The organism is Perlucidibaca aquatica, assembly GCF_001676655.1.
Classification (GTDB): Bacteria; Pseudomonadota; Gammaproteobacteria; order Pseudomonadales; family Moraxellaceae; genus Perlucidibaca; species Perlucidibaca aquatica.
In genome coordinates, this window is sequence record NZ_LZDB01000002.1 from 552,785 (window position 1) to 579,563 (window position 26,779).

Consider the following 26,779-nt stretch of genomic DNA (forward strand, 5'->3'; position numbering starts at 1 on the left):
TTCTCAGGAGAACGAACATGAAAGTAGGTCTGATCGGTTGGCGCGGCATGGTGGGTTCGGTGCTGATGCAGCGCATGGTGGAAGAAAACGATTTCGCCGTGATTGATCCGGTGTATTTCACCACCTCAAATCCGGGCGCTGCGGCACCCAGCTTCGGTGGCAAAGCCGGCGGTACCCTGCAGGACGCTCACAGCATCGACGCCCTGAAGGCGATGGACACCATCATCAGCTGCCAGGGTGGCGATTACACCACCGAGATCTTCCCGAAGCTGCGTGCGGCGGGCTGGAACGGCTACTGGATCGACGCGGCCTCGACGCTGCGTATGGAAGATGACGCCGTCATCATCCTCGATCCGGTCAACGGCGGCCTGATCGAGTCGGCGCTGGCCAAGGGCGTGAAGAACTTCATCGGCGGCAACTGCACCAACTCCATTCTGCTCATGGGTGTGGGCGGTCTGTTCCGCGAAGGGCTGGTCGAGTGGGTCAGCTCCATGACCTACCAGGCGGCATCGGGCGGTGGTGCTAACCACATGCGCGAACTGCTCAAGGGCATGGGCGTGATCAACGCTGCGGTCGCAGACGAGCTGGCGACGCCGGCTTCAGCGATTCTGGAGATCGACCGCAAGGTGGCGCAGACCATCCGTCAGGATGTGCCGCGTGAGTTCTTCGGCGCGCCGCTGGCGGGCGGTCTGATCCCGTGGATCGACAAGCAGCTCGACAACGGCCAGTCCAAGGAAGAGTGGAAAGGTCAAGCCGAGGTCAACAAGATCCTTGGTACTGAGGCCGTGATTCCGGTCGATGGCCTCTGCGTGCGCATCGGTGCCATGCGCTGCCACAGCCTGGCGCTGACCCTGAAGCTGAACCAGGATCTGCCGCTGAGCGAGATCGAACGCATCATCCAGTCCGGTAACGACTGGGTGAAGTGGGTGCCGAATGATCGTGACATCACCGTCAACGAGCTGACCCCGGCGAGCATCACCGGTGGTCTCAAGATCGGTGTTGGCCGTGTGCGCAAACTCAACATGGGCCCGCAATACATCTCTGCCTTCGTGATCGGTGACCAGTTACTCTGGGGCGCGGCTGAGCCGCTGCGTCGCATGCTGCGCATTCTGCTGGCGCGCGGAACGGCAGCCTGATGGGCGCCATCACGCAGTCCATCGGTCTGTTTGGTGTGACCGGCGAGCTTGGTCGCGCCTTCTTTGATGCGCTGGAAGAGCAGGGGGCCTTTGTTGGCCGCCTGCGTCTTTTTGCCAGTGCGCGCTCGGCGGAAGAGAGTCGCGTTTTCCGCGACAAGCCGCTGGCGGTGGAAGAGGCCGATACGGCCGATTTCGATGACCTTAATGAAGCCATCCTCGCGGTGCCGGCGGATGTCGCCGACGAACTCGCTGGTCGCTTGCTGGCACGCGGTGTGCGTGTTTGGGATGCCAGTGGCAGCCTGCGCTCGCATCCGCAGGCGGTGAGTCTGGCCGATGCCGGTCCGGACAGCCTGCTCATCGTGCTCGATGAGCCACTGGTCAATATCCTGTCGCCGCTGGTGCAGAAGCTGAATGCGGCATCGCCGCTGCAGCGTCTGGAAGTGACCGTGCTGGCGCCGGTCTCGGCGCGTGGCCAGAAAGGCGTGCGCGAGCTGGCGCGCCAGACCGGCGAGCTGCTCAACGGTCGTGGCATTACGGTAGAGACTTGGCCGCAGCAGATCGCCTTCAATGTGCTGTCTGCCGATGGCAGTTTCGAGCCGGCGACGGGTACGCTGCGCGAGCGCCGCTTGCTGGCCTCGCTGCAAAAGCAGCTGCCGAGCACGGTTGTACGCGTACGTCAGTTCATCGTGCCGGTGTTTTACGGTGCCGTGCTGGACTTGCGCTGGACGCATGCCGATGAGCTGAGTCGTGCAGATGTGCTGACGATTTGCGAGTCGGTGGATCATCTGCAGGTGCATGAAGATCGCGATGGCGAGACACTGCCCACGCCGGTCAACCAAGGGGTGGCGAACATCACCGGCACCTTGTCGCGCCTGCAAGTCGAGGCGCAAGACGCCATGGCCTGCGTGCTCGCCGACCCGCTACGCGTCGGGATTGTGCAGCCGCTCTTGGCAACGCTCATGGTTCAGGGTTAACTCAGCGCAGCAATAGTCGGTTGGCGCGGATAGCGTCATGGGAGCGGGGATGAACAATCGCATCGTGTCATGGGCAGCAGTAGCTTGCTTAAGTGCCTACAGCTGCTCCACTTATGCGGTGGCACTGGGTGAAATGCGCGTGCTGTCTGCCCTGGGCGAACCACTGAAAATTCAGCTGGTACTCAGTGACTTGGGCGCAGTGGCAGCGAGCGATACGCGTGTCATCCTTGCACCCGCAGAGGACTACAGCCGCCTTGGCCTGATCCCACCGGTGGGTTCCGATCAGTGGCAAGTGATCATGCAAAACACGGGTTCGGTGACGGCGGTGATCTCTGGTGTGGAGCCACAGCAAGAGGCCAACCTGAATTTTTTGGTGCAATTGATCTGGCCTGGCAATATTCGCGTTCAGCAGGTGACCGCAGTTTTACTGCCGGAAATGACCCCGGCAGCGCCCGCCCTCGCTGAAACTCCTCAGTTACCAGAGACCCCAGCCACCACTGACATCACTGCACCCGGCACCGCGACATTAACGGTCGATAGCGTAGCGCCGACCTTGCCGCCACCCGTAGAGCCCGCACCAGGCGCAAAAGCCTTTGTTGATCCAATAGAGCAAATTGCGGCGGAGCCGGTGACAGGCCGGGTGAAGGCGGGAGATACCTTAACGGGCTTGGCGAAAGCGTGGCCGTTACCGCAGGCATCGCTGGAGCAAAAGCAGCAATTGCTGGCGGAAAGTAATCCCCGAATTTTCGTTGATGGCAACATTAACCAGCTCAAACGCGGTGCCTTGCTGCGCTATCCCTTATCCACCGGCTTAACGCTGCCCGAGTCTGAACAAGCGCGCGAATGGCTGGCGGCAAGACAGGCAGCGGCAAATAATCAAACCCATGCGCCCTTAGATCAGCCCGCGCTTTCAGCTGCGCCTGCAACCTCAGCCACAGAAGGCAGCGAGGAAGTGACGCTGACGCTCATCAGTCCAAAAGCGGCAGATTCGACGGAAGCTGCGCAAGCGGAAGCACTGATTGCCGATGAGCTGGCCCAATTAGCGACACAGAAAAATACGCTACTCGCCGAGCGAGCAGCGCTGCAAGCGGAATTGGCGGGTCTGGAAAACGCAGGTCAGGATAAAGATGCGCGCTTAAAGGTCTTGGATGCCAAGCTGGCCCAGCTTAATGCCGTCAAGCCCAGTGCTGAGCCCATGACCACTGCACCGAAAGAGCCTGCGGCTGAAAGTAGTATTCGCCCGAGTTGGGTGGCAGCGGCGGTCGGTTTTTTTATCGCCTTGCTGATTATTCTGCGTCGTCGTGCAGCGGCGGCTAGCAATGCCGCACTCGTTGCTCGGGCAGCACCTATCGTACCGGTTGCCAATGATTATGTGGCGTTCGAGCCCCTTGAGTCGCTGCCAACACCACCGTGGACGGCGGCACATTCCGCACCGGAACCAGAGGTGTTGCCAGAGCCGGAAGTTGAGGCTGAGGCAGAGTACGACTTCATGAGTGATGCTGAGTCAGCGGCCTTGCAAACCCGTTTAGATTTAGCCCAAGCCTATATCGACATGCAGGAAACTGATCTGGCGAAAGAGTTGCTGCAAACCGTCATCACCCGAGGCAGTGCCGAGCAACAAACACTGGCCAAGCAAATACTCGATAGTTTGAGCTAATCGTGTCTGAAATGATTACGCCGCCCAGCACGCGCTGGGCGATAGGCGTTGAGTTTGATGGTCGTGCTTTTCGCGGTTGGCAAACACAGCAAGCAGGTGTTGTCAGCGTCCAAGAAACCTTGGAAACAGCCATATCCCGCGTCGCCAATCATCCCATTACCTTGCATGGCGCTGGTCGTACGGATGCCGGGGTGCATTGCTCGGGCATGGTCGCGCATTTTGATAGCAGCGCAATTCGCAACGAGCGCAACTGGCTCATGGGCATTAACACGCTGTTACCCGAAACCGTTGCAGTACGCTGGATTCAGCCCATATCCGGCGATTTTCATGCGCGTTTCAAGGCCATCGCACGACGCTATCACTACTTTGTCTATAACCACCCGCGACGCTCTGCGCTGCTGGCGGGGCGAGCGACGTGGCATCACGCGGCTCTGGATGTCTCGCGTATGCAAGCGGCAGCGAATGCCTTGGTCGGGGTGCATGACTTTAGTGCCTACCGCGCCGTTGCGTGTCAGTCCAAGCGCCCGGTGCGGGATGTTCACTTCCTGAACTTAAGTCGGCGGGGTGAATTGATCCGCCTGGATATTCAGGCGGATGGCTTCTTGCATCACATGGTGCGCAACATCATGGGCGTGCTGCTGGCTGTGGGTGATGGCCGTGCTGATGTGGAGTGGGCAGCGCAAGTGCTGGCTTCACGCGACAGAACTCAGGCGGGCATCACAGCGCCGCCAGATGGTCTCTATTTTGTCGATGCACATTATCCGCCGGAGTTTCAGTTGCCGCGTGGCCCTATTGGGCCGATTTGGGCTGCCGCTTGGTCGGAATAACGCCATTCTTAACCAGATATGTTGGTTTTAAGTAAAAATGCATCTTGGCAGCTGCGAGTGAAAACGCTTTACTCAGCAGCACTGCAAGACACTGATAATGAGGATAAAGTCATGCCCCGCACTCGCTTCACTCGCGCACCCCACGCCCTTGCTCTGGCCTTGATGATGGCTACCGTTTCTACGCCCGCACTGGCGGTTTCTGTCAATGACATGGTGGTGTGGTCAGCAACGAATCAGCCCCTGCGTATGGACATCGAGTTGGTCGATCTTCAGGGTGCAAATTTGCGTGATCTGAGCGTATCCGTAGCGTCCAGTGCAGAACATACCCGAGTGGGTTTGTCGCGCCCAGACTGGGCCGATAACGTGCGCTTCAAAATCATTGCCTTGCCCTCTGGCAAAGTTATTGCGCGTGCCACCTCGAGTACCGCTGTGGAGGGCGACTTTGTCAGCTTCATGGTGTCGATCCGAGCGGCCGGCATTGGTCAGCTTCAGCAAGTGGCCTCGAAAGTATCCAGCGATGGCGCTGAGCCTTTGGCTCCCGCACAGGCAGCTGCCGTGGCCCCTCGCAGCGAGCCAAGTCAGGTTGCAGCGGCTGCATTTACCGATAAACCCGCCGCAAAACCGGCCGTAAAGCCCGTTGCGAAACCTGCGGCAGCACCAGTAGCTGCACCCAAGGCGGCTCCTAAGCCTGTCGCCGCACCGGCTCCCGTTGTCGCTGCTCCGGTTGCGGTCCAGCCCAGCCCAGAGCCAGCTGAGCTGGTGGCTGCTGCCGAAGCCGATAACGCCGAAGTTTTAGCGGATGTGGGTGCTGAACCCACGCTGGAGTCTTTGCAGTCTGAGCGCACTCAGATGCTGCAGCAGATTACCGATTTGCAGACGCGAGTCACTGAGCTCGATCAGCAGATCTCCGCCCTTAATCCTGAAGCTATGCCTGAAAGTGAGACACCCACAGCACTCGCCGAAACAGGGACCTCGCCCGCAGAACTGGACGAGGCGGCAAAGACGAAGCTGCTGGGATACAGCTATTTCTCGAATGTGCTGCTGGTATTTTTAGGCTTGTTTTTGACGGGTATGTTTATCACTGAGCGTATCAGCGCCCGCAAGCGTTAATTTCGCTGGGTAAAGTCGGGCTAAGGCACGACAAACCTCGCACAAAAGGCAGTGTCTGGTGCAACTTCACCTGACGCTGCCTTTTGCCTTTGCTACACTCGATTTCTGTTAAAACTTTCTCACTGAGCGCACCTTGTCCACTCAAGCTTGTTCCCGTGTTCGCGTCAAAATCTGTGGCATCACACGAATTGACGATGCACTTTCGGCAGTGGCGTCGGGCGCAGACGCTCTCGGCTTTGTGTTTCATTCCACCAGTCCGCGTGCGGTGACGCCAGCGCAAGCGGCTGCCATCATCGCCGTCTTGCCGCCTTTTGTGACCACGGTGGGATTGTTTGTAGATGCCAGTGAGCAACGTATTCGCGACACCCTCGCGGAAGTCCCTTTGGATTGTTTGCAGTTCCATGGTGATGAGCCAGAGTCAGCCTGCGTGATATACGGCCGCCCGTGGATCAAGGCCTTGCGCGTGCAGCCTGGCCAGGATGTGAGCGCGCTCATGGCGCAGTGGCCGCTGGCCTCGGGCATTTTGCTCGACGCCTATCACCCCACGCAGCATGGCGGCACGGGCTTGCAGTTCGATTGGGCCTTAGTGCCCAAACAAACCTCGCGCGCCATTATTCTGGCCGGTGGTTTAACCCCGGAAAATGTCGCGCAAGCCATTATGCAAACACGGCCCTATGCGGTGGATGTGAGTGGCGGTGTTGAAGCGGCAAAAGGCGTAAAAGACGCCGTCAAAATTGAAGCTTTTCTGGCAGGAGTTCGCTCAGCATGAGTCAACCGGTAGATTTCTCGCAGTTCCCCGATGCCCGTGGCCGTTTTGGTAAGCACGGTGGCCGTTTTGTCTCGGAAACGCTGATGGGGGCGTTGGATGATCTCGACAAGCTCTATGCCCGTCTTAAGAACGATCCAGCCTTCATGGCAGAGTTCGATCACGATCTGGCGCATTACGTGGGTCGTCCATCACCGCTGTATCACGCCGAGCGTTTGAGTCGTGAGCTCGGTGGCGCACAGATTTACCTCAAGCGCGAAGATCTGAATCACACCGGCGCGCACAAGATCAACAACACCATCGGGCAGGCCTTGCTTGCCAAGCTGTCCGGCAAAACCCGCATCATTGCAGAAACCGGGGCAGGGCAGCATGGCGTAGCAACAGCCACTATTGCGGCACGACTGGGCATGGAATGTGTAGTCTATATGGGCGCCGAAGACGTCAAGCGCCAGTCGCCGAATGTCTATCGCATGAAGTTGCTGGGCGCCACTGTGGTGCCGGTGACCTCGGGTTCGAAAACACTGAAAGATGCCCTCAACGAGGCCATGCGTGATTGGGTCACCAACGTTGATGACACGTTCTACATCATCGGCACCGTCGCTGGCCCTGCGCCTTACCCCATGATGGTGCGTGACTTCCAATCGGTGATTGGTCGTGAAGCGCGCCGCCAATGCCTTGCGCAAACGGGAAAACTGCCCAATGCCTTGGTCGCCTGTGTCGGTGGCGGCTCTAACGCCATTGGCTTGTTCCACCCGTTCCTGGCCGATGAATCGGTGAAAATCTATGGCGTGGAAGCCGCAGGCCATGGCATTGCGGCTGGCGATGGCCAGCATTCGGCTCCACTGAACGCGGGTCGTATGGGCGTCTTGCACGGTAACCGTACCTACCTCATGGCCGACGACAATGGCCAGATTATTGAAACGCATTCCTGCTCGGCCGGCTTGGATTATCCCGGTGTGGGCCCGGAGCACAGCTGGTTGAAAGATATTGGCCGCGTGCAGTATGTCGCGATTAATGACACGGAAGCGCTGAATGGCTTCCACACGCTGACACGCAAAGAAGGCATTATTCCTGCGCTGGAATCCAGCCATGCAGTGGCCTACACCGTGAAACTGGCGCCGACCATGGCGAAAGACGAGATCATTATTGTGAATTTATCGGGTCGTGGAGACAAAGACTTGATGACGGTAGCCGCGTTGGACGGCCTGGAGATGAAGCTGTGAGTCGTTTAGCCCATCGTTTCGCGGCTCTGAAAGCGGCCGGACGCAAAGCCTTAATTCCGTACATTACGGCCGGTGATCCGGAGCCGGGTGTCACCGTGGCCGCCCTGCATGCGCTGGTGAAGGCGGGTGCTGACGTACTGGAATTGGGCGTGCCCTTTTCCGACCCCATGGCCGATGGCCCGACCATCACCTTTGGCCACGAGCGCGCCCTCAAGCATGGCGTGAGTCTGCGCCAAGTGCTGGCTATGGTCAGCGAGTTTCGTCAGCAAGACGACCACACGCCGGTGGTCTTAATGGGCTACCTCAATCCCGTTGAAATTATGGGTGTGGCGGCCTTCGCCGATGCGGCTAAAGCGGCGGGCGTGGATGGTGTGTTGACCGTTGATTTGCCGCCGGAAGAGGCCGAAGACCTCGACCTTGAGCTCAAACGAGTCGGTTTGGACCCCATTTATTTGTTGGCACCCACCACGTCGTTGGCACGGGCTAAACTCATTACCGATGCGGCCAGTGGCTATGTCTACTATGTGTCGCTGAAGGGTGTGACGGGTGCCGCCACGCTCGATACTGACGCCGTTGCGGCGCGAATTGCTGAATTACGCAGCATCACGCAATTGCCCATTGGCGTTGGTTTTGGTATCAAGGACGCCACAACGGCAGCGGCCGTCGCGCGCCATGCCGATGGCGTGGTGGTAGGCTCGGTGCTAGTGCAGCGTTTGGGCGAACTGGCCCACGATACTGCAGCGATTCCCGCTGCTTTGACCGCGATCTTGGCGCCCATGCGCGCCGCGATTGATCAGGCCTGAGGGCCATCTGAGCCGCCGCGATCCGGTGGCTCTTGGGAGTCAACATGAGTGCAAACTGGCTGGAACGTATCCTGCCGAATGTGGGGCAACAAGGCCCGACAGATCGCCGAGCTTCAGTGCCGGAAGGCCTGTGGCGTAAGTGTCCTAAGTGCGAGTCCGTGCTCTATGAGGCTGAGGTGGAGCGCAATCAGCACGTCTGCCCGCGCTGCCAACATCATTTACGTATCGGCGCTCGTGCGCGCATTGCGCTGACCCTAGATGCTGAAGGCCAAGAAGAACTCGCGGCCGATCTTGAACCGATTGATATCCTGCGTTTTAAAGACTCCAAGCGCTACGCCGACCGTATTGCTGAAGCGCAAGCCAGTACCGGCGAGAAAGATGCTTTGGTGGTGATTAAAGGCACGCTGAATAATTTACCCGTGGTGGTGGCGGCGTTTGAATTCGATTTCATGGGCGGCTCCATGGGCTCGGTGGTTGGTGGTCGTTTTGTGGCCGCCGCTGAGTACTGCTTGATCCACCGTGTGCCACTGATCTGCTTTGCCGCCTCGGGTGGCGCGCGCATGCAAGAAGCCTTGTTCTCGCTGATGCAAATGGCGAAAACCTCCGCCGCGTTAGAGCGTATGAAGCAGGCTGGTGTGCCCTATATTTCTGTGCTCACCGACCCGGTCTATGGCGGTGTGTCGGCCAGTTTGGCCATGTTGGGCGATGTGAATGCGGCGGAACCTCATGCGCTGATTGGTTTCGCTGGCCCTCGTGTCATTGAACAAACCGTGCGTCAGAAGCTGCCGGAAGGCTTCCAGCGATCGGAGTTTTTGCTAGAGCATGGCACGGTAGACATCATCATTCACCGCCATGAAATGCGCGATACGTTGTTCCGTTTGTTGGCCAAGTTTACGCATTTCCCGGTGTGAGCTCGCAGTCTAAGGCCGACTGGCTACACACCTTAGAGCGCCGTCACCCCAGTGCCATTGATATGGGGCTGGAGCGTGTCGGTCTTGTGGCGAATCGTCTCCATGTGCGTCAGTTTCAAGCGCCCGTGATTACCGTGGCCGGCACGAACGGCAAAGGCTCAACGGTGGCCACGTTAATGGCCCTGGGTCGTGCTGCGGGTTGGCGCGTCGCACACTACACCTCACCCCATTTAGTCGATTTCAATGAGCGCATCGGCATCAACGGCACGCTCATTAGTGATGCCGAACTCGTCTCCGCATTAGATGCCGTTGAAGCCGTGCGGGGCGATATTTCGCTGACCTATTTTGAACACACCACCTTGGCGGCCTTCTACTGGTTTCAGCAGCAGGCGCCGGACTTAGTCGTGCTGGAAGTGGGCTTGGGCGGTCGCTTGGATGCCGTGAACTTAGTCGATGCCACCGTGGCCGTGATCACCAGTGTCGATCTCGATCATCAGGACTGGCTGGGCGATACCATTGCAGCCATTGCCAAAGAAAAGGCCGGTGTTATGCGTGCAGGATGCCCGGTGGTCCTGGGTGAGCGTGAGCCGCACTCGGTGTTGTTGATGCAGGCACAGTCACTATCGGCACCGATGTGGCAAAAAGGGCAGCATTACGATTTCGCAGACCTCGACGAGGCCGGCGCATGGTCTTGGCAAGCTGGCGATACGCTTTACACCGACTTGCCTGCACCTAGTGTGGTCTGTGATAACGCGGCCACCGCCATAGCCGCTTTGCACGCACTGGCAGCAGTAAGCGACCTACGCATCAGCGAGGCGGCGATTCGGCAGGGCTTGCCTCACGCCTATGTCACCGGGCGCTTGCAGCGCTTAACCGGGCTGCCTGAAGTCTGGGTCGATGTCGGGCATAATCCGCACGGCGCACGCTTTCTTTGGCAGCATTTGCCGAAACCCCTGCCGGGCCAGCGTACCCATGCTGTCTTCGCTATGTTGCAGGATAAGGATGTGGCGGGCGTGATCGCGGCATCGGCAGAGTCGGTGGATTGTTGGTGGTTGGCGGACTTGTCGGGCCCGCGAGGCCAAACGGCAGCGCGATTAGCCGACCAGCTCCAGCAAGCGCTCAGCAACCCCTGTATTGGCGGGCAATTTACAACGGTGGAGTCGGCGCTCAGCGCAGCTCGCCAAGCACTTCAAGGAGGCGATAGAATCGTTGTTTTCGGATCATTTCTAACGGTCGCGGCCGTTTTGTCAGCAGGTGCGTGAGTCATGGATATCGCAGTGAAGCAACGAATTTTAGGTGGCGTGGTGCTGCTGGCTGCCGCGATTCTGTTTCTGCCGGTTTTGCTTGAAGGCGCCGGGGTTCAAGCGCTGCGTCCACCCACACCGCCTTCGGCGCCATCAACGCCAACCACGCAGGACTTAGCCCCAGCGCTGCAGCAGCAAGCGCAAGACATGGCGAAAGAGATCAGCGCCAGTCACGGCGAGCCCACGTTTTATCCCGTAGAGCCCGCGATCACGGAAGAGCCAGCGCCCACACCGGCCACGCCAGAGCAATTCCGTTTGCAAGAACCCGCCACTCGTCCTGCGCCCGGCACGGATGCATTAGCCGAGCAACAGCTCGCGGCAAATCTTGCTGCCGAGAAGGCCGCAACGTTAAAAGCTGAGGCTGCTGCAGCGGCGGCTGCACAAGCTAAGTTAGATGATCAGTCCGTGGTAAAAACGGCAGCAGAAAAGAAAGCTCTAGCTGACAAAGCCCTAGCCGAGAAAAAAGCCTTAGCCGAGAAGAAGGCTGCTGCAGAAAAGACCGCTGCAGATAAGGCCAAGGCCGAAAAACTTGCGGCCGAAAAAGCGGTAGCCGATAAAAAGGCAGCTGTCGCACAAGCCACCAAAACACCGACAGATCCGGATCCGGCCTTGCCTCAGGCCTGGGTGGTGCAGGTGGCCCGTCTTAATGCGCCCGAGAAAGCCAATGCCTTGGTGGAGAAGCTGCGCGCCAAAGGTTATCGCGCCAGTTCGGCAGGTACGGGCGATAGCTGGCGCGTCATTATTGGCCCAGAGCTCGATAAGTCAGTGGCCGAATCTATTAAGCGGCGTTTAGCGGAAGATCCCCAGCTAAAATTGAGTGGCTGGATTCAAGCCTATCGCCCGTGAGTTTGGTATGATGCGCGCCCAGATTGCTACCCCTTACTGTCCCTAATACGGGCAGGTTAGCGAGCCTTATGCATCCTGCAGATTTAGTCATCTTATCGGTTCTGGCGCTTTCGCTGATTTTTGGCTTTATGCGCGGTTTCGTGCGCGAAGCCTTTGCCTTAGCGGGCTGGGTGCTGGCCATCATCATTGCGCGCAGCTTTAACGAGCCCTTAGCCGCTTGGTTAGCGGGTTTTGTTAGCACTCCCTCAATACGCCTCGTGTTGTCTTATGGCGGTCTATTTTTTGGCACTTTGTTGACCTTTAGCCTACTTGGCACCGTGCTGCGTCAAGTGGTGCATGGTGGTGGCTTGAGCTTGATCGATCGCTTTATGGGCGGCATTTTTGGGGCGCTACGGGGCGGATTGCTGGTGCTTATCGCACTCATGCTCATGGCGCCTTTCGTGAAGCATGACAGCTGGTATCGCAACGCCTTGCTGCCAAAAACCTTTTTGCAATATGAATCTCTGGCGCGCTCGCTACAGCAGCAAGCGTTAACGCTGGTTCGTCCTATCCCTTCGGCGTCTCCGACGTCGAAATCGTCACCCTGAGAGGTTGCCATGTGCGGAATTGTTGCCATTGCCGGAAAGACGCCGGTCAATCAGGCGTTGTATGACGCCCTGACGGTATTGCAACACCGAGGCCAGGATGCTGCCGGTATTGTTACCAGTGAACATGGTCGCCTATTTTTACGCAAAGAAAACGGCATGGTGCGCGACGTGTTCCATACCCGTCACATGCTGCGCTTGGCTGGCAACTTTGGTATTGGCCATGTTCGTTACCCCACTGCGGGCTCGTCCAGCTCGGCTGAAGCTCAGCCGTTCTATGTGAACTCGCCATACGGCATTACGCTGGCGCATAACGGTAATTTGACCAATGCCCAAGAGTTGGCCAAGGCCATCTTTCTCACCGATTTGCGCCACGTTAATACCGACTCCGACTCCGAAGTACTGCTCAATATTTTTGCCCATGAGCTGCAAGCCAACGGCAAAATCGCCCCCAGTGTGGATGACATTTTTGCTGCCGTGAGTGGCGTGCATAAGCGCTGTCGTGGTGCTTACGCGGTGGTGGCCATGATTACTGGCTATGGCATTGTGGGTTTCCGCGACCCCTTCGGCATTCGCCCCATTATTTTTGGTGAGCGCGATACGCCAGACGGCAAAGAGTACATCGTGGCCTCGGAATCGGTGGCTGTAACCTCGCTGGGCTTTCGCGTGGTACGCGATTTGTTGCCGGGCGAAGCGGTCTTTATTAACGAAGCGGGTGAGTTGTTCACGCGCCAGTGCGCGGAAAATCCCGTGTACTCGCCGTGCATTTTCGAGCACGTGTATTTCGCACGCCCCGACTCCATCATTGACAATATTTCAGTGTACAAAGCGCGACTGCGCATGGGTGAGAAGCTAGCCAATACCATTACCCGCGACTATCCCGATCTGAACATTGATGTGGTCATGCCTATTCCAGACACCAGCCGCACGGCGGCTCTGGAGCTGGCAAACCAACTCAATGTCAAGTATCGCGAAGGTTTCATGAAGAACCGCTACATCGGCCGTACCTTCATCATGCCGGGGCAGGGCCAGCGCAAAAAGTCGGTGCGTCAAAAGCTCAACCCGATTGAGCTGGAGTTTGCTGGTAAGAATGTACTACTGGTGGATGACTCCATTGTGCGCGGCACCACCTGTCGCGAAATCATTCAAATGGCGCGCGATGCGGGCGCGAATAAGGTCTATTTCGCCTCGGCAGCGCCTGCGGTCAAGTTTCCGAATGTCTACGGTATTGATATGCCAGCCAAGGACGAGCTCATCGCGCACGGTCGTACCGATCAAGAGGTCTGTGATTTGATTGGTGCGGACGCGCTGATTTATCAAAAGCTCGAAGATTTGATCTCAGCCGCGCGCGAAGGCAATCCGGACATTCAACAATTTGATTGCTCCGTGTTTAACGGCGAATATGTGACAGGCGATATTGATGATGCCTATCTCGATAAGCTACAGGCGTCACGCAGCGATTCGGCCAAAAAGCAAAGCCGTCACGGCTCCACCATGGTAGACCTCGCCAACGGCTAAGCCCGTTGGGCTTGGGAGAAAACGATGTCTGATGTGCCCGAGAACACCACGCCTGCGCCGTTTGATATTGCAGGGTTTGATACCTTGGCGGTGCGTGCCGGTAATTTTCGTTCGGCTGAAGGTGAGCACTCCGAGTCAATTTACCTGACCTCGTCGTTTGTCTTTGCTAGTGCCGCCGAAGCGGCGGCGCGATTCGGCGGTACCGAAGCCGGCAATATTTACTCGCGTTTTACCAACCCCACGGTGCGCGGCTTTGAAGAAAAACTGGCAGCCTTGGAGGGTGGAGCCCGCGCCGTGGCCACCAGCTCGGGCATGGCCGCCATCCTTGCCACCGTGCTCGGGTTGCTGAAAGCCGGCGATGAGATCGTCGCGTCGCAAAGCCTGTTCGGCACCACCAATGTCTTGTTCGACAAATACGCTCGCAAGTTCGGCATCACCACGCGCTTTGTGCCGTTGGCGGATCTGGACAGCTGGCGCGCCGCCATTACGCCGGCGACCAAGCTGTTCTTTGTGGAAACGCCCAGCAACCCCTTGGGCGAGCTCGTGGATATTTCGGCCTTAAGCCAGATCGCGCATGAGCACGGCATCTTGCTCGCGGTCGATAATTGCTTTTGTACGCCGGCGCTGCAAAAGCCGCTGGCCTTGGGCGCTGACTTAGTTATTCACTCCGCCACCAAATACCTTGATGGCCAAGGTCGTTGTTTGGGTGGCGCGGTGGTGGGGCCGCACAAGCTCATGGAAGACATTTACGGCGTGGTGCGCACCTGCGGCCCGTCACTCAGCCCGTTCAATGCGTGGGTGTTTCTGAAGGGCCTGGAGACCTTGCGTTTGCGTATGGAGGCTCACTCAGCGCAGGCGTTGAAACTAGCGCAATGGCTGCAAGCGCAGCCGGGCATTGCCGCCGTGCATTACCCCGGTTTAGCGTCACATCCTCAGCATGAATTGGCTAAGCGCCAGCAGCGTGGCTTTGGTGGCGTGCTGTCGTTTGAATTGGCGGGTGGGCGTGAGGCCGCATGGCGATTTATCGATGCCACCCAGGTCATGTCCATTACCGCTAACTTGGGCGATACCCGCACCACCATTACGCATCCCGGCTCCACCACGCATGGCCGTTTAAGCCCGGAAGCGAAAGCGGCGGCTCGCATCAGTGAAGGCCTAATTCGTATTGCTGTGGGCTTAGAAGATATCGACGACCTGATCGCGGACTGTCAGCGCGGCTTACTGGCGCAATCATGAAGCCGCTAGCGTTCAAAGATCGCCTCTCGCTGGCGCTACTCCGCTTCTTTGCGCGTTTGCCGTTGCCGCTATTGCAGCGCATTGGCGCCTTTTTGGGCGGCATCGTGGCTTGCTTTCCCCGTTCCGGTATTTATCAAACCGTGCTGCGTAACTTGCAGCTGTGCTATCCGCAGCAATCGGATGCCTGGCATCAAACCATGGTTAAGGCCTCATTGCGGAGTACCGCTATGACCGCCTTTGAGTTTGCCAAGACTTGGGGCATGCCGCCAAGCTATAGCGTATCGCAAATCCGCGATACCCACGGCGAAGAAATCTTCCACGAGGCATTAGCGGCGGGGCAGGGAGTAATCGCTATTGTTCCGCATTGGGGCACGTGGGAGTTCATGAACGCGTGGATCAATCAGTACACCGCCCCCATCATTATGTATAAGCCGGGCAAGCAGCCCGGCGTGGATGCCTTAGTGGCGGAGTCGCGTGGTCGTTTGCACGCCACCGTGGTGCCTACTGATGACAGCGGCGTACGCGCTGTGTTTAAAGGCTTGCGCAAAGGCGGTTTCACGGCCATTTTGCCCGACCACATTCCAGGCCAGAATGGTGGCATATTTGCGCCGTTCTTTGGGCTCTCCACGTGGACGGGCGTGATGGTGCCCAAGCTCGCGGCGAAAACACAATGTCGTGTCATCGTTATGGGTTGTATGCGTCGCGCCGATGGCCAGGGTTTCGATTTGTATTTCCACGCAGGCGACCCCGATATCAATCACGAAGACGCCCTGCGAGCGACCACGGCCATGAATCGCGCCATGGAGCGCTTTATCAATATTGCACCCGAGCAATACCAGTGGAGCTACAAACGTTTCAAGCGCAGCGAGCACATGCCAGATCCCTATCGCGGCGTTGGCCTGACCTATCAGGCGGATTACCTCACCTCTGGCGATTAAAAGCAGGCGATTGATCTCAGACCAATAGCCTTGTTGGCTTTTTAAGCAATCAGGCGGGCGAGTGGTTGTCAGTCACGTACAGCTTGAGTATCATGCGCGCCTCTTCAGGATGTACTGAAGCGACTTAGGCGCTTAGCTCAGTTGGTTAGAGCACCACCTTGACATGGTGGGGGTCAGCAGTTCGAGTCTGCTAGTGCCTACCAAATTACGGAACCCGCATCGCTTCGGCGCTGCGGGTTTTTTTTGGATTGTTCAAATGGCGAGTTCAAAAGTGAATGGCAAAAAGAGCATGTGGCTTAAAGTCCTCTGGCTTTCCCATGTGCTGGCCATTTGGCTGCTCCTGTTGGTGCCGGTGGCGGTGCCTGAGCCGCTGGCGTTTAGCTACTCCGACAAACTGATTCATGCCGCCCTATTTTTCTGGCTCACAGTCTCGGCGTTTTGGCTTTGGCGGCAGGGCCGGGTGGTGTGGATACTGCTCGTGGTGGCGCTACTGACAGAACTCACACAGGCCATGACCCCTTGGCGAAGTGCCGAGGGGTTGGATGTGTTGGCAGATGCCGTGGGCATTGGCTTGGGGTGGGTTCTTTTGCGCTGGCGAGCTCGAATACCGCGCTGAAAATGGTTTCGCTAAAACCCGCCTCGGCAGGTTTTAGCGTTTTAGGGTTAATGGTTTAGTCCCAGCGACTCTCATCACGGCGTCCTTCACGATACCCGTGCTGATACCCAGGCTTATAGTCTCGGCGAGACTCCCGCCACTCACGGCGCTCTTGGCGCCAGTGGCGCGGGCGGTAATCATTTTCGCGATACACCACCTGCACTGGTTGAGTGTAGGCCGGGTGCACATAAATGGGTTGTGCATACACAGGCTGGTTATGGACTGGCCGATAGCGCACGGGCGGATAAGTGGGCTGGGCATAGACAGGCTGTGCGTAAACAGGCTGTGTATAGCCGTGCGACTGATGCGTTGGCTGGCGGTTGTTTGCCAACGCAGTACCGGCCACGGCACCGATGGCGCTGCCGACGAGTGCGCCTTGGCGACCGTCCAGGCTGTGACCAATGACAGCTCCAAATCCGGCACCAATGACGGCTCCGACGACGGCGTCCGATGAGCCCGCGTAAACGGGTTGAGTCAGTGCAACGACCATCAGTGCACTAGCAACGGGTTTCCACATGGTGAAGCTCCTTCGTTTGGGTCCACCGTATTAATGTCTGAGTCTCTGCTTCGGTTGACGTTTTTACAAAATTGCGTTTCCCGATAAATGGTGTTTGTAGTACTTTCGTAACACCGCACGGTTGTCATCAACCGTGAAAATAAAAAAGAGAAGTTGCTTATGAGCATCCCTGTATTTCGCGTGGCAGCCCTTGCTGTCACCTTGGCTACGACTTTGGCTCTTACCGCGTGCTCACGCCCTAGCACCAGCGATGGCAATGGCGCAACGCCTCGCGTGAATGACGGCGCATGCATCAAGCCTGACGCCAATGCCCGTAACAACATTCTCTCGGCCATTTTTGAGGCCAGTGCCGGCGATACCGTGCTGCTCTGTGAAGGCAAGTTTGATATGCCGACCGGCTTGCTCATTAACAGCAAGCAGGGCCTGACCCTGAAGGGCGCGGGCATGAAGAAAACTTTCCTAAACTTTGCCAAGAGTGATAGTGCCGAGGGCATTAACGCGTCCTATTCCGACGGCCTGACTCTGCAAGACTTCACGGTAGAGGACACGCCGGGCAACGGGATTCGTATTTTCCGCTCGAACTTCATCACCATGCGGGGTGTGCGTGCGCGCTGGCACGATCTGGCAGGCCGCGATGAAACAGACCCCGGCTATACCCCGCGTTCGGATGTGGGCGCGTATGCGCTGTATCCTGTGGAGACGCGCCATATTCTGATGGAGAACTGTGAAGCTCACGGTGCGTCCGATGCGGGTGTGTATGTGGGCCAGTCCAACGACATCATCGTGCGTAATTGCTTGGCCACCTACAATGTGGCGGGCTATGAGTTTGAGAACACCTACCGGGCGATTTTCGAAAACAACGTGGCCACGAAAAACACGGGTGGCTTTCTGATTTTTGATTTGCCCGACCTGCGTCAGTACGGCGAAAAGAACATCGTGCGAAATAACAAAAGTTACGGCAATAACACCGAAAATTTTGCGCCGATTGGCAACATTGTGGGCCTGACACCGCGCGGTACCGGCATGCTCATTTTGGCCTCAGACCAGCTCGAAATTTACGGCAACGAAATTTACGACAACGACACTATTGGCATCGCCGTGGTCAATTTTGGTTTGGTGGACAACAAGTATCCGGATCTGCGCTACGATTTCTACCCCGAAGGCGTGGAAATTCGCAACAACACCTTCCGTAATAACGGGAGTAACCCGCAATTGCCTAGCGCGGATCGTGGCGTGGCTTCAGCGCTGCCGCTCTTGCTGCGGGTGAAAAATTTCGGGCGCGGTGCGGACATTGTTTGGGATGGTGGTGAAGACACGCCCAACGGCTGTACCGAGTACCCGAAAGATAAAGACGGCATTCCATTGAATCAGCCAAACCCCAATGAAAAGGGTCGCAACGAGGCGCGTGTGGATGAGCGTGGCCGTCCGAACTGGGATCGCTCCGATAAAGAACCTACTTGCAAATACAATGCGTGGAAGTTCAATGCCCAAGGCAAGCTGAAAAAGCCAGAAAATGGTCTGTGCATCTCGAATAACAAGCATGACGGTAACCCGCTGAACACGCCGTTCCTGAATGCCAAACTCAACCGCACGGACTTGGGGCCGGAATTGGCGCAGCAGCTCATTACCCCTGGCTCGACCGATTTAGCGCCGCATAATTGCGATTTGCCAACGCGTGCGGTGCCGGTGCTGGAGTTGCCTTACAAAGCGGCCAAAGAAGCCGCGCGTCCGTCCGATGCCGAAGTGCAGAAGGCCTGTGCTGCCGTGAAACCGGGTGAAGTGAACTGGGCGGCGCTGGCCACCTACAACTGCCCTGAGTTGAGCCAGTATGGTTTGTTCTCGGACCCTAAAAATCCGCTCTCGGCGGGTAATGGCAAAGACGGAGTGATGCCTTATGAGCTGAACACCACGCTGTTTACCGATTACGCCAGCAAGTACCGCGTGATTTTCTTGCCGCCGACGGCAGCGGGGAGTGCTACGGCGCAGCAAGCCAAATACCAGGACAGTCGCCAAGGCGTTACCGAGACCTTGTTCTTCCCCGTAGGCACGGTGATTTCCAAGACCTTCACATTCCGTAAGGAAGATTCTGCTGGCAAGTTGCTCAGTGAGAATGTGGTGGAAACGCGTTTGCTGATTAAGCGTAAAACCACGGCGGGCGATAACTGGGTGGGCTTGCCGTATATCTGGCAGAAGGATGCCAGTGGTAACAACACCAAGGCGGTGCTCAGCCTGGCCGGTGGTTCGGCTTCGGTGTCGTGGGACTACCTCGATCCCAACCCGAATGTTAAGAAAAATGGTGCGCGTGCGCGTTACACCGGTACGGCTACGCAGTACACCATTCCGGCGGCACTGAACTGCATTAGCTGCCACGGTGGCGACGACCGTGAAGCGGGTTCGGCGCCGATCGGCCCCAAAGCCCGCAACTTGGATCGTGGCATCAACAAAGACCTGAGTGGTGAAAACCAACTGGCCTTTATGGTGGGTAAGGGCTGGCTCAATGAAGTGCCGGCCACGCACGATGCTAAATTGCCGGTCTGGGATTTGCCGGGTAGCACCGGCGAAACTGCGGGCTCACCGTTGGACGTTCACAAGCGTGTGCGTGCCTATTTTGAAGTGAACTGCATGCACTGCCATAACCCCAATGGCGGCGGCTCTAACTCCGGCCTGTTCTTGGATAGCTACCGGACCGTCGATAAGCGTTATGGCATCTGCAAAAAGCCGGTGGCTGCAGGGCGTGGCTCCGGTGGCTTTAAGCACGACATCGTGTTGGGCCAGGCGGCATCGTCCATCCTGCCATTCCGCGTAGGCTCGGCCGAAGCCGGTATTCGTATGCCGTCCATTGCCCGCACGGTGGTGCACGGTGAGGCGTCTGCCTTGGTCAATGACTGGGTGCAGAACCAATTGCCGGCGGTGAACAACCTAGACGACAACTTGGTTCAGAACGAAGAGAGCTGTAACGACAGCCAGCTACCGTTACTGGTCACCGAGCTGCTGCCGGGTGAGTTGTTGCAGGTCATTAACCAGCTGCAGAAATTGGGCAGCGGCGGGTTATCACCCGACCAGCTCACAACAATTCTGAGCGGTTTTGCGGGCTCGCCACGCATGAACTCGGCGGATCAACGCCGTGAGCAGTCCCTGCCGAAGCGCGTTTCGCACTAAGCTTGCCTAAAAACCGCGCACTGCAGTGGATGCAGTGCGCGGTTTTTTTATGCGCGAAAACATAGTTTTATGTCTATAATGTAATTTATAAACTACGGATGGTTTATAATGCAGGACATCATACAAACAGCCGCATTTAAAAAATGGCGTGAAACACTAAAAGATCCGGTCATAAGAGCACTCATCGCTTCACGACTGGATCGCTTAGCCTTTGGCCACAGCGGCGATACAGTGCTTATAGGCAACGGCGTTAGTGAGCTACGAATTCACTATGGTTCAGGCTTCCGGGTTTACTTTATTAGGCAGGGCCGTTGTGTTGTTGTGTTGCTGACCGGTGGTGATAAGGGAAGCCAAACGAGTGATATTAAAAAGGCTTATGAACTTGCAGAAAAATGGAGAAAAGATCATGCCTAAAATGATGAACTATGATCCGGCAGAAGATTTAATCTCTGAGCAGGGCATGGCAGTGTTTATGTCTGAGGCATTCAAAACGGGCGACGTGAGTTACATAGCCCATGCATTGGGTGTGGTGAGCCGAGCAAAAGGCATGTCAAAAATTGCCGGTGAAACTGGGCTGTCACGTGAGCAGCTTTATCGTTCTTTTAGTGCTACTGGCAATCCAACATTAAAGTCGACATTGGCGGTAATTAAGGCGTTAGGCTTAACGCTGTCTACAAAAACGGGGACCGTTTGAGTCAGGTTTATGAGTGAAGCAGTTATACTGCGCGCCTCGTGATTTTTCAGTGAAGCCCAGCCCATGACTGCCCTGACCAAACCTGTTCGTACCCGTGTTGCTCCGTCGCCAACGGGCGACCCGCATGTGGGCACCGCGTATGTGGCGCTGTTTAACGTCTGCTTTGCGCGGCAGCACGGCGGGCAGTTCATTTTGCGTATTGAAGATACCGATCAGCAGCGCTCCACGCCGGAATCGGAGCAACAGATTCTGTCGTCGCTGAAGTGGTTGGGTTTGAATTGGGATGAGGGTCCGGATATCGGTGGCCCCCACGCGCCGTATCGGCAGAGTGAACGCAGCGAGATTTATAAGAAGCATGCCGCCATCCTACTGGACAAGGGTCATGCCTTCCGTTGCTTCTGCACCAGCGAGCGTCTGGATGCGCTGCGTGCCGAGCAGACTGCCGCCAAAGGTGCGCTGGGCTATGACGGCCACTGCGCCAACTTGCCCGTCGCAGAGGTAGCGGCCCGAGTCGCGGCGGGTGAGCCCCATGTGATTCGTATGAAAGTCCCACGTGAGGGCGTGTGCGAGGTCAATGACCTGTTGCGCGGCACCATCGCGATCGACTGGAAGGAAGTCGACATGCAGGTACTGATGAAGGCCGACGGTCTGCCGACCTACCATCTCGCTAATGTGGTGGATGACCATCTCATGGAAATCACCCATGTGCTGCGCGGCGAGGAGTGGATCAGCTCGGCGCCCAAGCACAAGCTGCTCTATGAATACTTCGGCTGGGATATGCCGCAGCTCTGCCACATGCCGCTGCTGCGCAACCCGGACAAGTCCAAGCTGAGCAAGCGCAAGAATCCGACCTCGATCACCTATTACGAGCGCATGGGCTATTTGCCAGAAGCGCTGCTGAATTACCTGGGCCGCATGGGCTGGTCCATGCCGGATGAGCGCGAGCAATTCACCTTGGCTGAGATGATCGCGCATTTCGATGTGCAGCGTGTGTCGTTGGGCGGCCCCATCTTTGATGTGGAGAAGCTTGCCTGGCTCAATGGCCAGTGGCTAAAAAGCTTGCCGTTGGATCAGTTTGTGGCGGCGTTTCAGCGCTGGGCATCGCCCGAGTTCCTGGCACGCGTGGCCAGCCAGATTCAGACCCGTGTTAGCACCTTGTCGGAAGCGGTGGACAAGGCCGGCTTCTTCTTTGCCGGAAAGGTTGTGCTAACGCCGGAAAGCTTCACGCATAAAAATCTGAGTGCTGAGCAAATCAAGGGCCTGTTGCAACTGGCCCTGTGGGAGCTGGAAGCGTTGCGGCACTGGGAGCACGCGCACATCAGCGAGTTGCTGCAACGCCTGAGCGGTGCGCTGGGCATTAAACTTCGCGACTTTATGGCGCCGTTCTTTGTCAGCATGGCGGGTACGCCATCGGCACCGCCGGTCATGGAAGCCATGGCTATTATGGGGCCGGACATGACACGTGCACGCTTGCGCGAAGCCATTGCGGTACTGGGTGGCGTATCGAAGAACGAAACTAAGGTGCTGGAAAAGCAGCTCGCCGCATTCCGTCGCGGCGAGTCGTTAGTGGCTCAGCAGCCTGACGCGTGATCAGGCGCTGAGCGCCCGCCCGGCAGCCGATAACACGGCTTGCAGGGCGGCGGCGGTGGTGTCTTCGGCGAGCGCCACGGCCTCGCCAATCTGCTCGCCTTGACGGATTCGCACGCAGGCCATGGCATTGGCGCCGGTGTTATTGCCCAGCGAAAACTCATCAAAACCTTCCACCTCCAGCACTAAGCCGGTTTTCAGGCTAATGGCAGCAATGAGCGCGCCCACCACGCCACTGCCTTGGCCTTGAAGAACCGTGCCTTGGCTCAGTGTAATACTGGCCGTCACGATGTCGTCGGCTCGATCCAAGGTGTAGCCATTTAAGCGCCAGCCTTCGGGGGTGGCCACATAGTGCTGCTGGAATAGGGCATGGATGCGGCTGGCATCGACTTCGCCGCCACCACGCTCCGCATCCTCCTGCACCACACGCGAAAACGCGATCTGCAACCAGCGCGGCAGGGTGATGCCGAACTGCTGCTCCAGCACATGCAGCACGCCGCCTTTGCCAGACTGCGAGTTAATGCGCACCACTTCCTCGTAGCGACGACCCAAATCACGCGGGTCTATGGGTAAGTAGGCCACATCCCACGGGTGTTCGGCGGAAACATCTTCAGTCTGGTTGTTCAGGCATTTGCGGATGGCGTCCTGATGGCTGCCGGAAAAGGCTGTGAACACCAGCTCGCCGGCATAGGCATGGCGCGGATGCGTGGCTATTTCGGTCACGGCCTGCACGGTGTCGATGACGCTGCGCATGTCGGAGAAATCCAGCTTAGGGTCCACGCCTTGGCTGTACAGGTTCATGGCCATGGTGACCAGGTCCATGTTGCCGGTGCGCTCGCCATTGCCAAGTAGGGTGCCTTCCACGCGATCAGCACCGGCCATAACACCGAGTTCGGCTGCTGCCACGCCGCAGCCGCGATCATTGTGCGTGTGCAGCGACACCGTGACGTGCTCGCGATGAAGCATGTGCTCCAGCATCCATTCCACACTGTCGGCAAAGACATTGGGCGTGCTGACTTCAACAGTAGCCGGCAGATTAATAATCACGGCTTGCCCGTGTTGTGGCTGCCACGCCTCAATCACCGCATTAACGACCTCGGCGGCCACCGGCAGTTCGGTGCCGGTAAAACTCTCAGGCGAGTACTGAAATGTCCATTGGGTTTCTGGGTGTTGTGCCGCGTGCTCGGCCACACAGTGGGCGCCCGCAACGGCAATGGCTTTCACGCCGGCCACATCGGTACGGAACACCTGCTCGCGCTGTGTGCGGGATGTGGAGTTGTAGACATGCACAATGGCGCGTTTGGCGCCTTTCAGCGATGCGTAGGTGCGTGCAATCAATTCCGGACGCGCCTGCGTTAAGACTTGAATAGTGACGTCGTCCGGAATTTGCTGCTGCTCGATGAGCTGGCGCACGAAATCAAAGTCGGGCTGTGAGGCCGCTGGAAATCCAACCTCAATTTCTTTGAAGCCAACCTTCACCAGCAACAGGAACAAACGCGTTTTCTGCTCAACCGTCATGGGCTTGACCAAGGCCTGATTACCATCGCGCAGATCCACGGCGCACCAGCGCGGGGCTTGTGTGATGACCTGGTCAGGCCAGCGGCGTTGCGGGCGAACGACCACGGGCGTGGGGCGGTATTTGCGGAAATCGTAAGCCATGGTGCTGCTCCTGACTGAGCGTGGTCTGAATAGGTGAGCAGTGTAGGGCGGCCGTTGCGCAATGTGCTTGCGAAAATCTGGCATTAAGACTATTAATTGGTGAATGCTGCTAATTTATTTGATTTAACCGGTGATAAATTGTGATGAGTGGGGTTTCTACGAAATTTGATCGGCACGATAGGCTGATTTTGGCTGCTTTGCAGCAGGACGGCAGTTTGTCTAATTTGGAGTTGGCGGATCGTGTCGGCTTGTCGCCATCTCCCTGTTCTCGGCGGGTGCAAAAACTCGAAGAGAGCGGGGTCATTCGCGGGCGGGCTGCGCTGCTCGATAGCAAGTCGCTGGGCTTGGGCCTGACGGTGCTGATTCAAATCAGCATGGATCGCCACACGCCCGAGCGCTTCGAAAACTTCGAGGCTACGGTGCGCGCGTTTGAAGAAGTGCAACAGTGCTACCTCATTACGGGTCAGAGTGCAGATTACCTGCTGAAAGTCGTGGTGCCAGACATGGATGCCTACCAAGCGTTCTTGCTCGACAAGGTCACACGCATTGAAGGGGTGAGCGGCGTGCATTCGAGCTTCGTCATGCGAAAAGTGGTGGATACCACGGCCTTACCGCTGAGTTATCTCTGAGTTTTCCACTGACTTGCACATTCCTTGCGCAGACGAGCATCTTTTTCTGACAAGCGTGTTGACAGCCTTACTCGGCATCCCTAAGATTCGCGCCACTGAACGACGACACACCCAGATGTCGTTCTGTAACGTGGGGCTTTAGCTCAGCTGGGAGAGCGCTACAATGGCATTGTAGAGGTCAGCGGTTCGATCCCGCTAAGCTCCACCACGTTTGGCCCCATCGTCTAGCGGTTAGGACATCGCCCTTTCACGGCGGTAACCCGGGTTCGATTCCCGGTGGGGTCACCATATAGCAAAGCCCAGTCAGCAATGACTGGGCTTTTTGCTTTCAGAGCGGCGCGGGTTCATGATGGTTTTCTCGACGCAAAGGAACCGGTCATGGATACTTCCGCGCACTGTCTCAACAGTCTGTTTGCTCAGTTAGGTTTGCCCGGTAGCGATGAGGCCATTGCCGCCTTCGCTGCGCAGCATCGCGTGGCCAGTGACGTACTGCTGCATCGCGCCGAATGCTGGTCGCCGGTTCAGGCGCAGTTCATTCGCGATGCCATGCGCGAAGACTCCGACTGGGCTGCCGCCGTCGATCAACTCAATGCCTTGATGCACCGCGCATGAGCGCCCAGATCACGCGCACAGAGACCGACAGCTTCGGAGCCATCGAGGTGCCGGCAGATCGTTATTGGGGCGCGCAGACGCAACGCTCGTTGCAGAATTTTGATATCGGCGGCGAGCGCCTGCCTGCGCCGTTGATTCGTGCGCTGGGCATGGTCAAACACTGCGCCGCCCGCGCCAATCTCACGCTCGGACGCATCGAGTCGAGGCTGGGCGAGGCCATTGCTGAGGCAGCGCTGTCGGTGATGGATGGCAGCCTGGATGAGCACTTTCCACTCGTAGTTTGGCAGACCGGCTCGGGTACACAGTCGAACATGAACGCCAACGAGGTCATCGCCAATCTCGCCAGTCAGCGCCTCGGCGGTGTCATGGGCAGCAAGCTGCCATTACACCCCAACGATCACTGCAACCTTAGTCAGTCATCCAACGACAGCTTCCCGACGGCCATGCACATTGCCGCTGTCGAGGAGATTCACGGCCGCCTGCAGCCGGCGTTGCGGCATCTGCAGCAGGCGCTGGCTGCGCGTGCCGAGGACTGGCAGCACATCATCAAGATCGGCCGCACGCATTTGCAGGATGCCACGCCGCTGACGCTGGGCCAGGAGTTCTCCGGCTATGCTATGCAGCTGCAGCTCGGTCTGGCACGTGTGCACGATGCCTTGCCGCGTCTGTATCCTCTGGCGCAGGGTGGCACCGCCGTGGGCACCGGCCTGAATGCGCCCATCGGTTTCGACAAACTGTTTGCGGCTGAGGTGGCGCGCTGTACCGGCCTGCCGTTTGTCACGGCGCTGAACAAGTTCGAGGCGCTGGCCAGCCACGATGCGCTGGTCGAGCTGTCGGGCGTGCTCAACACGCTGGCGGTCAGCCTCAACAAGATTGCTAACGATATCCGGCTGCTTGGTTCCGGGCCGCGCTCCGGTCTCGGGGAGTTGGCGCTGCCGGAGAATGAGCCGGGCTCGTCGATCATGCCGGGCAAGGTCAATCCGACCCAGTGCGAGGCGCTGACCATGGTCTGCGCGCAGGTCATGGGCAACCACGTGACGGTTACCATTGCCGGCGCTCAAGGGCATTTCGAGCTCAATGTGTTCAAGCCCGTCATTGCCTACAACGTGCTGCAGTCCATTCGCTTACTGGCGGATGCTGCGCGCAGCTTAACCGATCATTGCATCAGTGGCATGACCGCCAACGAAGCGCGCATTGCCGAGCTGGTGGAGCGTTCGCTGATGCTGGTAACAGCGCTGGCGCCGGAAATTGGCTACGACAACGCGGCGTTGATTGCCAAGCGTGCGCATCACAACGGTACAACGCTGCGTGAGGAGGCGGTGGGCGGTGGCTTTGTCAGCGCCGAGGCCTTTGACCGCGTGGTGCGGCCAGAGCAGATGCTGGGGCCGTGTTAAGTGCCAAGCCTGTTAAAAGGATGTTCTTAACTCATTAGGC

25 protein-coding genes and 3 tRNA genes are annotated in these 26,779 nt (G+C 57.7%); 26 read left to right on the forward strand and 2 right to left on the reverse strand.

The annotated features are described in order from the left end of the window. Window positions 1-17: 17 nt before the first annotated feature. The 17 genes from asd (at window position 18) to A8710_RS06290 (ending at window position 16,449) form a co-directional block, all read left to right on the forward strand. Window positions 18-1,136 carry an aspartate-semialdehyde dehydrogenase gene (gene asd, locus A8710_RS06210; protein WP_068858723.1) on the forward strand — a complete coding sequence of 373 codons (1,119 nt, stop codon included), beginning with the start codon at window positions 18-20 and terminating at the stop codon, window positions 1,134-1,136. Further along, a complete protein-coding gene (locus A8710_RS06215; protein ID WP_068858725.1) occupies window positions 1,136-2,110 on the forward strand; it encodes an Asd/ArgC dimerization domain-containing protein in 975 nt (324 codons plus the stop codon). The genes asd and A8710_RS06215 overlap by 1 nt, the downstream gene beginning before the upstream one ends. A gap of 49 nt (window positions 2,111-2,159) precedes the next feature. Further along, the gene (locus A8710_RS06220; protein ID WP_068858727.1) at window positions 2,160-3,767 is read left to right on the forward strand and encodes a FimV/HubP family polar landmark protein; all 1,608 of its coding nucleotides are present in this window, start codon (window positions 2,160-2,162) and stop codon (window positions 3,765-3,767) included. Between the two features lie 11 nt (window positions 3,768-3,778). Continuing rightward, the gene (gene truA / locus A8710_RS06225) at window positions 3,779-4,594 is read left to right on the forward strand and encodes a tRNA pseudouridine(38-40) synthase TruA (protein WP_068860639.1); all 816 of its coding nucleotides are present in this window, start codon (window positions 3,779-3,781) and stop codon (window positions 4,592-4,594) included. A 111-nt stretch (window positions 4,595-4,705) separates the two neighbouring features. Next, the gene (locus tag A8710_RS06230; RefSeq protein WP_157686323.1) at window positions 4,706-5,704 is read left to right on the forward strand and encodes a FimV/HubP-related protein; all 999 of its coding nucleotides are present in this window, start codon (window positions 4,706-4,708) and stop codon (window positions 5,702-5,704) included. 133 nt (window positions 5,705-5,837) lie between these two features. Continuing rightward, the gene (locus tag A8710_RS06235) at window positions 5,838-6,473 is read left to right on the forward strand and encodes a phosphoribosylanthranilate isomerase (protein WP_068858732.1); all 636 of its coding nucleotides are present in this window, start codon (window positions 5,838-5,840) and stop codon (window positions 6,471-6,473) included. Then, window positions 6,470-7,693 carry a tryptophan synthase subunit beta gene (gene trpB / locus A8710_RS06240; RefSeq protein WP_068858735.1) on the forward strand — a complete coding sequence of 408 codons (1,224 nt, stop codon included), beginning with the start codon at window positions 6,470-6,472 and terminating at the stop codon, window positions 7,691-7,693. The genes A8710_RS06235 and trpB overlap by 4 nt, the downstream gene beginning before the upstream one ends. Further along, the gene (gene trpA, locus A8710_RS06245) at window positions 7,690-8,496 is read left to right on the forward strand and encodes a tryptophan synthase subunit alpha (protein ID WP_068858737.1); all 807 of its coding nucleotides are present in this window, start codon (window positions 7,690-7,692) and stop codon (window positions 8,494-8,496) included. The genes trpB and trpA overlap by 4 nt, the downstream gene beginning before the upstream one ends. A 44-nt stretch (window positions 8,497-8,540) precedes the next feature. After that, a complete protein-coding gene (gene accD / locus A8710_RS06250) occupies window positions 8,541-9,407 on the forward strand; it encodes an acetyl-CoA carboxylase, carboxyltransferase subunit beta (RefSeq protein ID WP_068858739.1) in 867 nt (288 codons plus the stop codon). Continuing rightward, on the forward strand, window positions 9,404-10,669 hold the full coding sequence (gene folC, locus A8710_RS06255) for a bifunctional tetrahydrofolate synthase/dihydrofolate synthase (protein ID WP_068858741.1): 1,266 nt from the start codon (window positions 9,404-9,406) through the stop codon (window positions 10,667-10,669). The genes accD and folC overlap by 4 nt, the downstream gene beginning before the upstream one ends. Window positions 10,670-10,672: 3 nt before the next feature. Beyond that, a complete protein-coding gene (locus A8710_RS06260) occupies window positions 10,673-11,557 on the forward strand; it encodes an SPOR domain-containing protein (RefSeq protein WP_068858743.1) in 885 nt (294 codons plus the stop codon). A 68-nt stretch (window positions 11,558-11,625) separates the two neighbouring features. Next, window positions 11,626-12,144 carry a CvpA family protein gene (locus A8710_RS06265; protein WP_068858745.1) on the forward strand — a complete coding sequence of 173 codons (519 nt, stop codon included), beginning with the start codon at window positions 11,626-11,628 and terminating at the stop codon, window positions 12,142-12,144. 9 nt (window positions 12,145-12,153) lie between these two features. Beyond that, window positions 12,154-13,659 carry an amidophosphoribosyltransferase gene (gene purF, locus A8710_RS06270; RefSeq protein WP_068858747.1) on the forward strand — a complete coding sequence of 502 codons (1,506 nt, stop codon included), beginning with the start codon at window positions 12,154-12,156 and terminating at the stop codon, window positions 13,657-13,659. A gap of 24 nt (window positions 13,660-13,683) precedes the next feature. Then, window positions 13,684-14,895 (forward strand): O-succinylhomoserine sulfhydrylase, encoded by a 1,212-nt coding sequence (locus tag A8710_RS06275; RefSeq protein ID WP_068858749.1) that lies wholly within the window; start codon window positions 13,684-13,686, stop codon window positions 14,893-14,895. Beyond that, window positions 14,892-15,833, forward strand: a complete 942-nt coding sequence (locus A8710_RS06280) for a lysophospholipid acyltransferase family protein (RefSeq protein ID WP_068858751.1) — start codon at window positions 14,892-14,894, stop codon at window positions 15,831-15,833. The genes A8710_RS06275 and A8710_RS06280 overlap by 4 nt, the downstream gene beginning before the upstream one ends. A 126-nt stretch (window positions 15,834-15,959) precedes the next feature. Continuing rightward, window positions 15,960-16,036: transfer RNA gene (locus A8710_RS06285), tRNA-Val, on the forward strand. 53 nt (window positions 16,037-16,089) lie between these two features. Then, the gene (locus A8710_RS06290) at window positions 16,090-16,449 is read left to right on the forward strand and encodes a VanZ family protein (protein WP_157686324.1); all 360 of its coding nucleotides are present in this window, start codon (window positions 16,090-16,092) and stop codon (window positions 16,447-16,449) included. Between the two features lie 55 nt (window positions 16,450-16,504). Here the strand turns inward: A8710_RS06290 and A8710_RS06295 are convergent, their stop codons facing one another. After that, the gene (locus A8710_RS06295) at window positions 16,505-17,005 is read right to left on the reverse strand and encodes a glycine zipper domain-containing protein (RefSeq protein WP_068858753.1); all 501 of its coding nucleotides are present in this window, start codon (window positions 17,003-17,005) and stop codon (window positions 16,505-16,507) included. 159 nt (window positions 17,006-17,164) lie between these two features. Between A8710_RS06295 and A8710_RS06300 the strand changes: the two genes are divergently transcribed. The 4 genes from A8710_RS06300 (at window position 17,165) to gltX (ending at window position 22,448) form a co-directional block, all read left to right on the forward strand. After that, window positions 17,165-20,164, forward strand: coding sequence for a parallel beta-helix domain-containing protein (locus A8710_RS06300; RefSeq protein ID WP_068858755.1), 3,000 nt, complete (start codon window positions 17,165-17,167; stop codon window positions 20,162-20,164). 108 nt (window positions 20,165-20,272) lie between these two features. Next, the gene (locus A8710_RS06305) at window positions 20,273-20,578 is read left to right on the forward strand and encodes a type II toxin-antitoxin system RelE/ParE family toxin (protein ID WP_068858757.1); all 306 of its coding nucleotides are present in this window, start codon (window positions 20,273-20,275) and stop codon (window positions 20,576-20,578) included. Beyond that, window positions 20,568-20,858 carry an addiction module antidote protein gene (locus A8710_RS06310; protein WP_198341677.1) on the forward strand — a complete coding sequence of 97 codons (291 nt, stop codon included), beginning with the start codon at window positions 20,568-20,570 and terminating at the stop codon, window positions 20,856-20,858. The genes A8710_RS06305 and A8710_RS06310 overlap by 11 nt, the downstream gene beginning before the upstream one ends. A 63-nt stretch (window positions 20,859-20,921) precedes the next feature. Beyond that, entirely contained in the window at window positions 20,922-22,448 is a 1,527-nt protein-coding gene (gltX, locus tag A8710_RS06315) for a glutamate--tRNA ligase (RefSeq protein WP_068858761.1), read from the forward strand. On the opposite strand, the gene A8710_RS06320 is transcribed toward gltX, so the two are convergent. Beyond that, on the reverse strand, window positions 22,449-24,104 hold the full coding sequence (locus tag A8710_RS06320) for a 2-isopropylmalate synthase (protein WP_068858762.1): 1,656 nt from the start codon (window positions 24,102-24,104) through the stop codon (window positions 22,449-22,451). It lies immediately after the preceding gene. Window positions 24,105-24,247: 143 nt separating this feature from the next. Between A8710_RS06320 and A8710_RS06325 the strand changes: the two genes are divergently transcribed. The 5 genes from A8710_RS06325 (at window position 24,248) to fumC (ending at window position 26,739) form a co-directional block, all read left to right on the forward strand. Further along, complete coding sequence (locus tag A8710_RS06325; protein ID WP_068858764.1) at window positions 24,248-24,733, forward strand: Lrp/AsnC family transcriptional regulator; 486 nt, start codon at window positions 24,248-24,250, stop codon at window positions 24,731-24,733. A gap of 132 nt (window positions 24,734-24,865) precedes the next feature. Next, a tRNA-Ala gene (locus A8710_RS06330) sits at window positions 24,866-24,941 on the forward strand. Between the two features lie 5 nt (window positions 24,942-24,946). Continuing rightward, window positions 24,947-25,021: transfer RNA gene (locus A8710_RS06335), tRNA-Glu, on the forward strand. 90 nt (window positions 25,022-25,111) lie between these two features. Then, window positions 25,112-25,345 (forward strand): DUF2789 domain-containing protein, encoded by a 234-nt coding sequence (locus tag A8710_RS06340; protein ID WP_068858767.1) that lies wholly within the window; start codon window positions 25,112-25,114, stop codon window positions 25,343-25,345. Window positions 25,346-25,353: 8 nt separating this feature from the next. Next, entirely contained in the window at window positions 25,354-26,739 is a 1,386-nt protein-coding gene (fumC, locus tag A8710_RS06345) for a class II fumarate hydratase (protein ID WP_264753536.1), read from the forward strand. Window positions 26,740-26,779: the final 40 nt, after the last annotated feature.

Excerpts from the sequence above, each read along its gene's own strand:
- A8710_RS06340 (WP_068858767.1), top strand. The coding sequence starts at position 25,112 with ATGGATACTTCCGCGCACTGTCTCAACAGTCTGTTTGCTCAGTTAGGT.
- A8710_RS06295 (WP_068858753.1), bottom strand. The coding sequence starts at position 17,005 with ATGTGGAAACCCGTTGCTAGTGCACTGATGGTCGTTGCACTGACTCAA.
- A8710_RS06260 (WP_068858743.1), top strand. The coding sequence starts at position 10,673 with ATGGATATCGCAGTGAAGCAACGAATTTTAGGTGGCGTGGTGCTGCTG.
- A8710_RS06300 (WP_068858755.1), top strand. The coding sequence starts at position 17,165 with ATGAGCATCCCTGTATTTCGCGTGGCAGCCCTTGCTGTCACCTTGGCT.
- A8710_RS06275 (WP_068858749.1), top strand. The coding sequence starts at position 13,684 with ATGTCTGATGTGCCCGAGAACACCACGCCTGCGCCGTTTGATATTGCA.
- A8710_RS06230 (WP_157686323.1), top strand. The coding sequence starts at position 4,706 with ATGCCCCGCACTCGCTTCACTCGCGCACCCCACGCCCTTGCTCTGGCC.
- gltX (WP_068858761.1), top strand. The coding sequence starts at position 20,922 with ATGACTGCCCTGACCAAACCTGTTCGTACCCGTGTTGCTCCGTCGCCA.
- A8710_RS06305 (WP_068858757.1), top strand. The coding sequence starts at position 20,273 with ATGCAGGACATCATACAAACAGCCGCATTTAAAAAATGGCGTGAAACA.
- A8710_RS06320 (WP_068858762.1), bottom strand. The coding sequence starts at position 24,104 with ATGGCTTACGATTTCCGCAAATACCGCCCCACGCCCGTGGTCGTTCGC.
- A8710_RS06220 (WP_068858727.1), top strand. The coding sequence starts at position 2,160 with ATGAACAATCGCATCGTGTCATGGGCAGCAGTAGCTTGCTTAAGTGCC.
- asd (WP_068858723.1), top strand. The coding sequence starts at position 18 with ATGAAAGTAGGTCTGATCGGTTGGCGCGGCATGGTGGGTTCGGTGCTG.
- trpB (WP_068858735.1), top strand. The coding sequence starts at position 6,470 with ATGAGTCAACCGGTAGATTTCTCGCAGTTCCCCGATGCCCGTGGCCGT.
- truA (WP_068860639.1), top strand. The coding sequence starts at position 3,779 with ATGATTACGCCGCCCAGCACGCGCTGGGCGATAGGCGTTGAGTTTGAT.
- accD (WP_068858739.1), top strand. The coding sequence starts at position 8,541 with ATGAGTGCAAACTGGCTGGAACGTATCCTGCCGAATGTGGGGCAACAA.
- A8710_RS06215 (WP_068858725.1), top strand. The coding sequence starts at position 1,136 with ATGGGCGCCATCACGCAGTCCATCGGTCTGTTTGGTGTGACCGGCGAG.
- A8710_RS06290 (WP_157686324.1), top strand. The coding sequence starts at position 16,090 with ATGGCGAGTTCAAAAGTGAATGGCAAAAAGAGCATGTGGCTTAAAGTC.
- A8710_RS06325 (WP_068858764.1), top strand. The coding sequence starts at position 24,248 with ATGAGTGGGGTTTCTACGAAATTTGATCGGCACGATAGGCTGATTTTG.
- purF (WP_068858747.1), top strand. The coding sequence starts at position 12,154 with ATGTGCGGAATTGTTGCCATTGCCGGAAAGACGCCGGTCAATCAGGCG.
- A8710_RS06265 (WP_068858745.1), top strand. The coding sequence starts at position 11,626 with ATGCATCCTGCAGATTTAGTCATCTTATCGGTTCTGGCGCTTTCGCTG.
- A8710_RS06280 (WP_068858751.1), top strand. The coding sequence starts at position 14,892 with ATGAAGCCGCTAGCGTTCAAAGATCGCCTCTCGCTGGCGCTACTCCGC.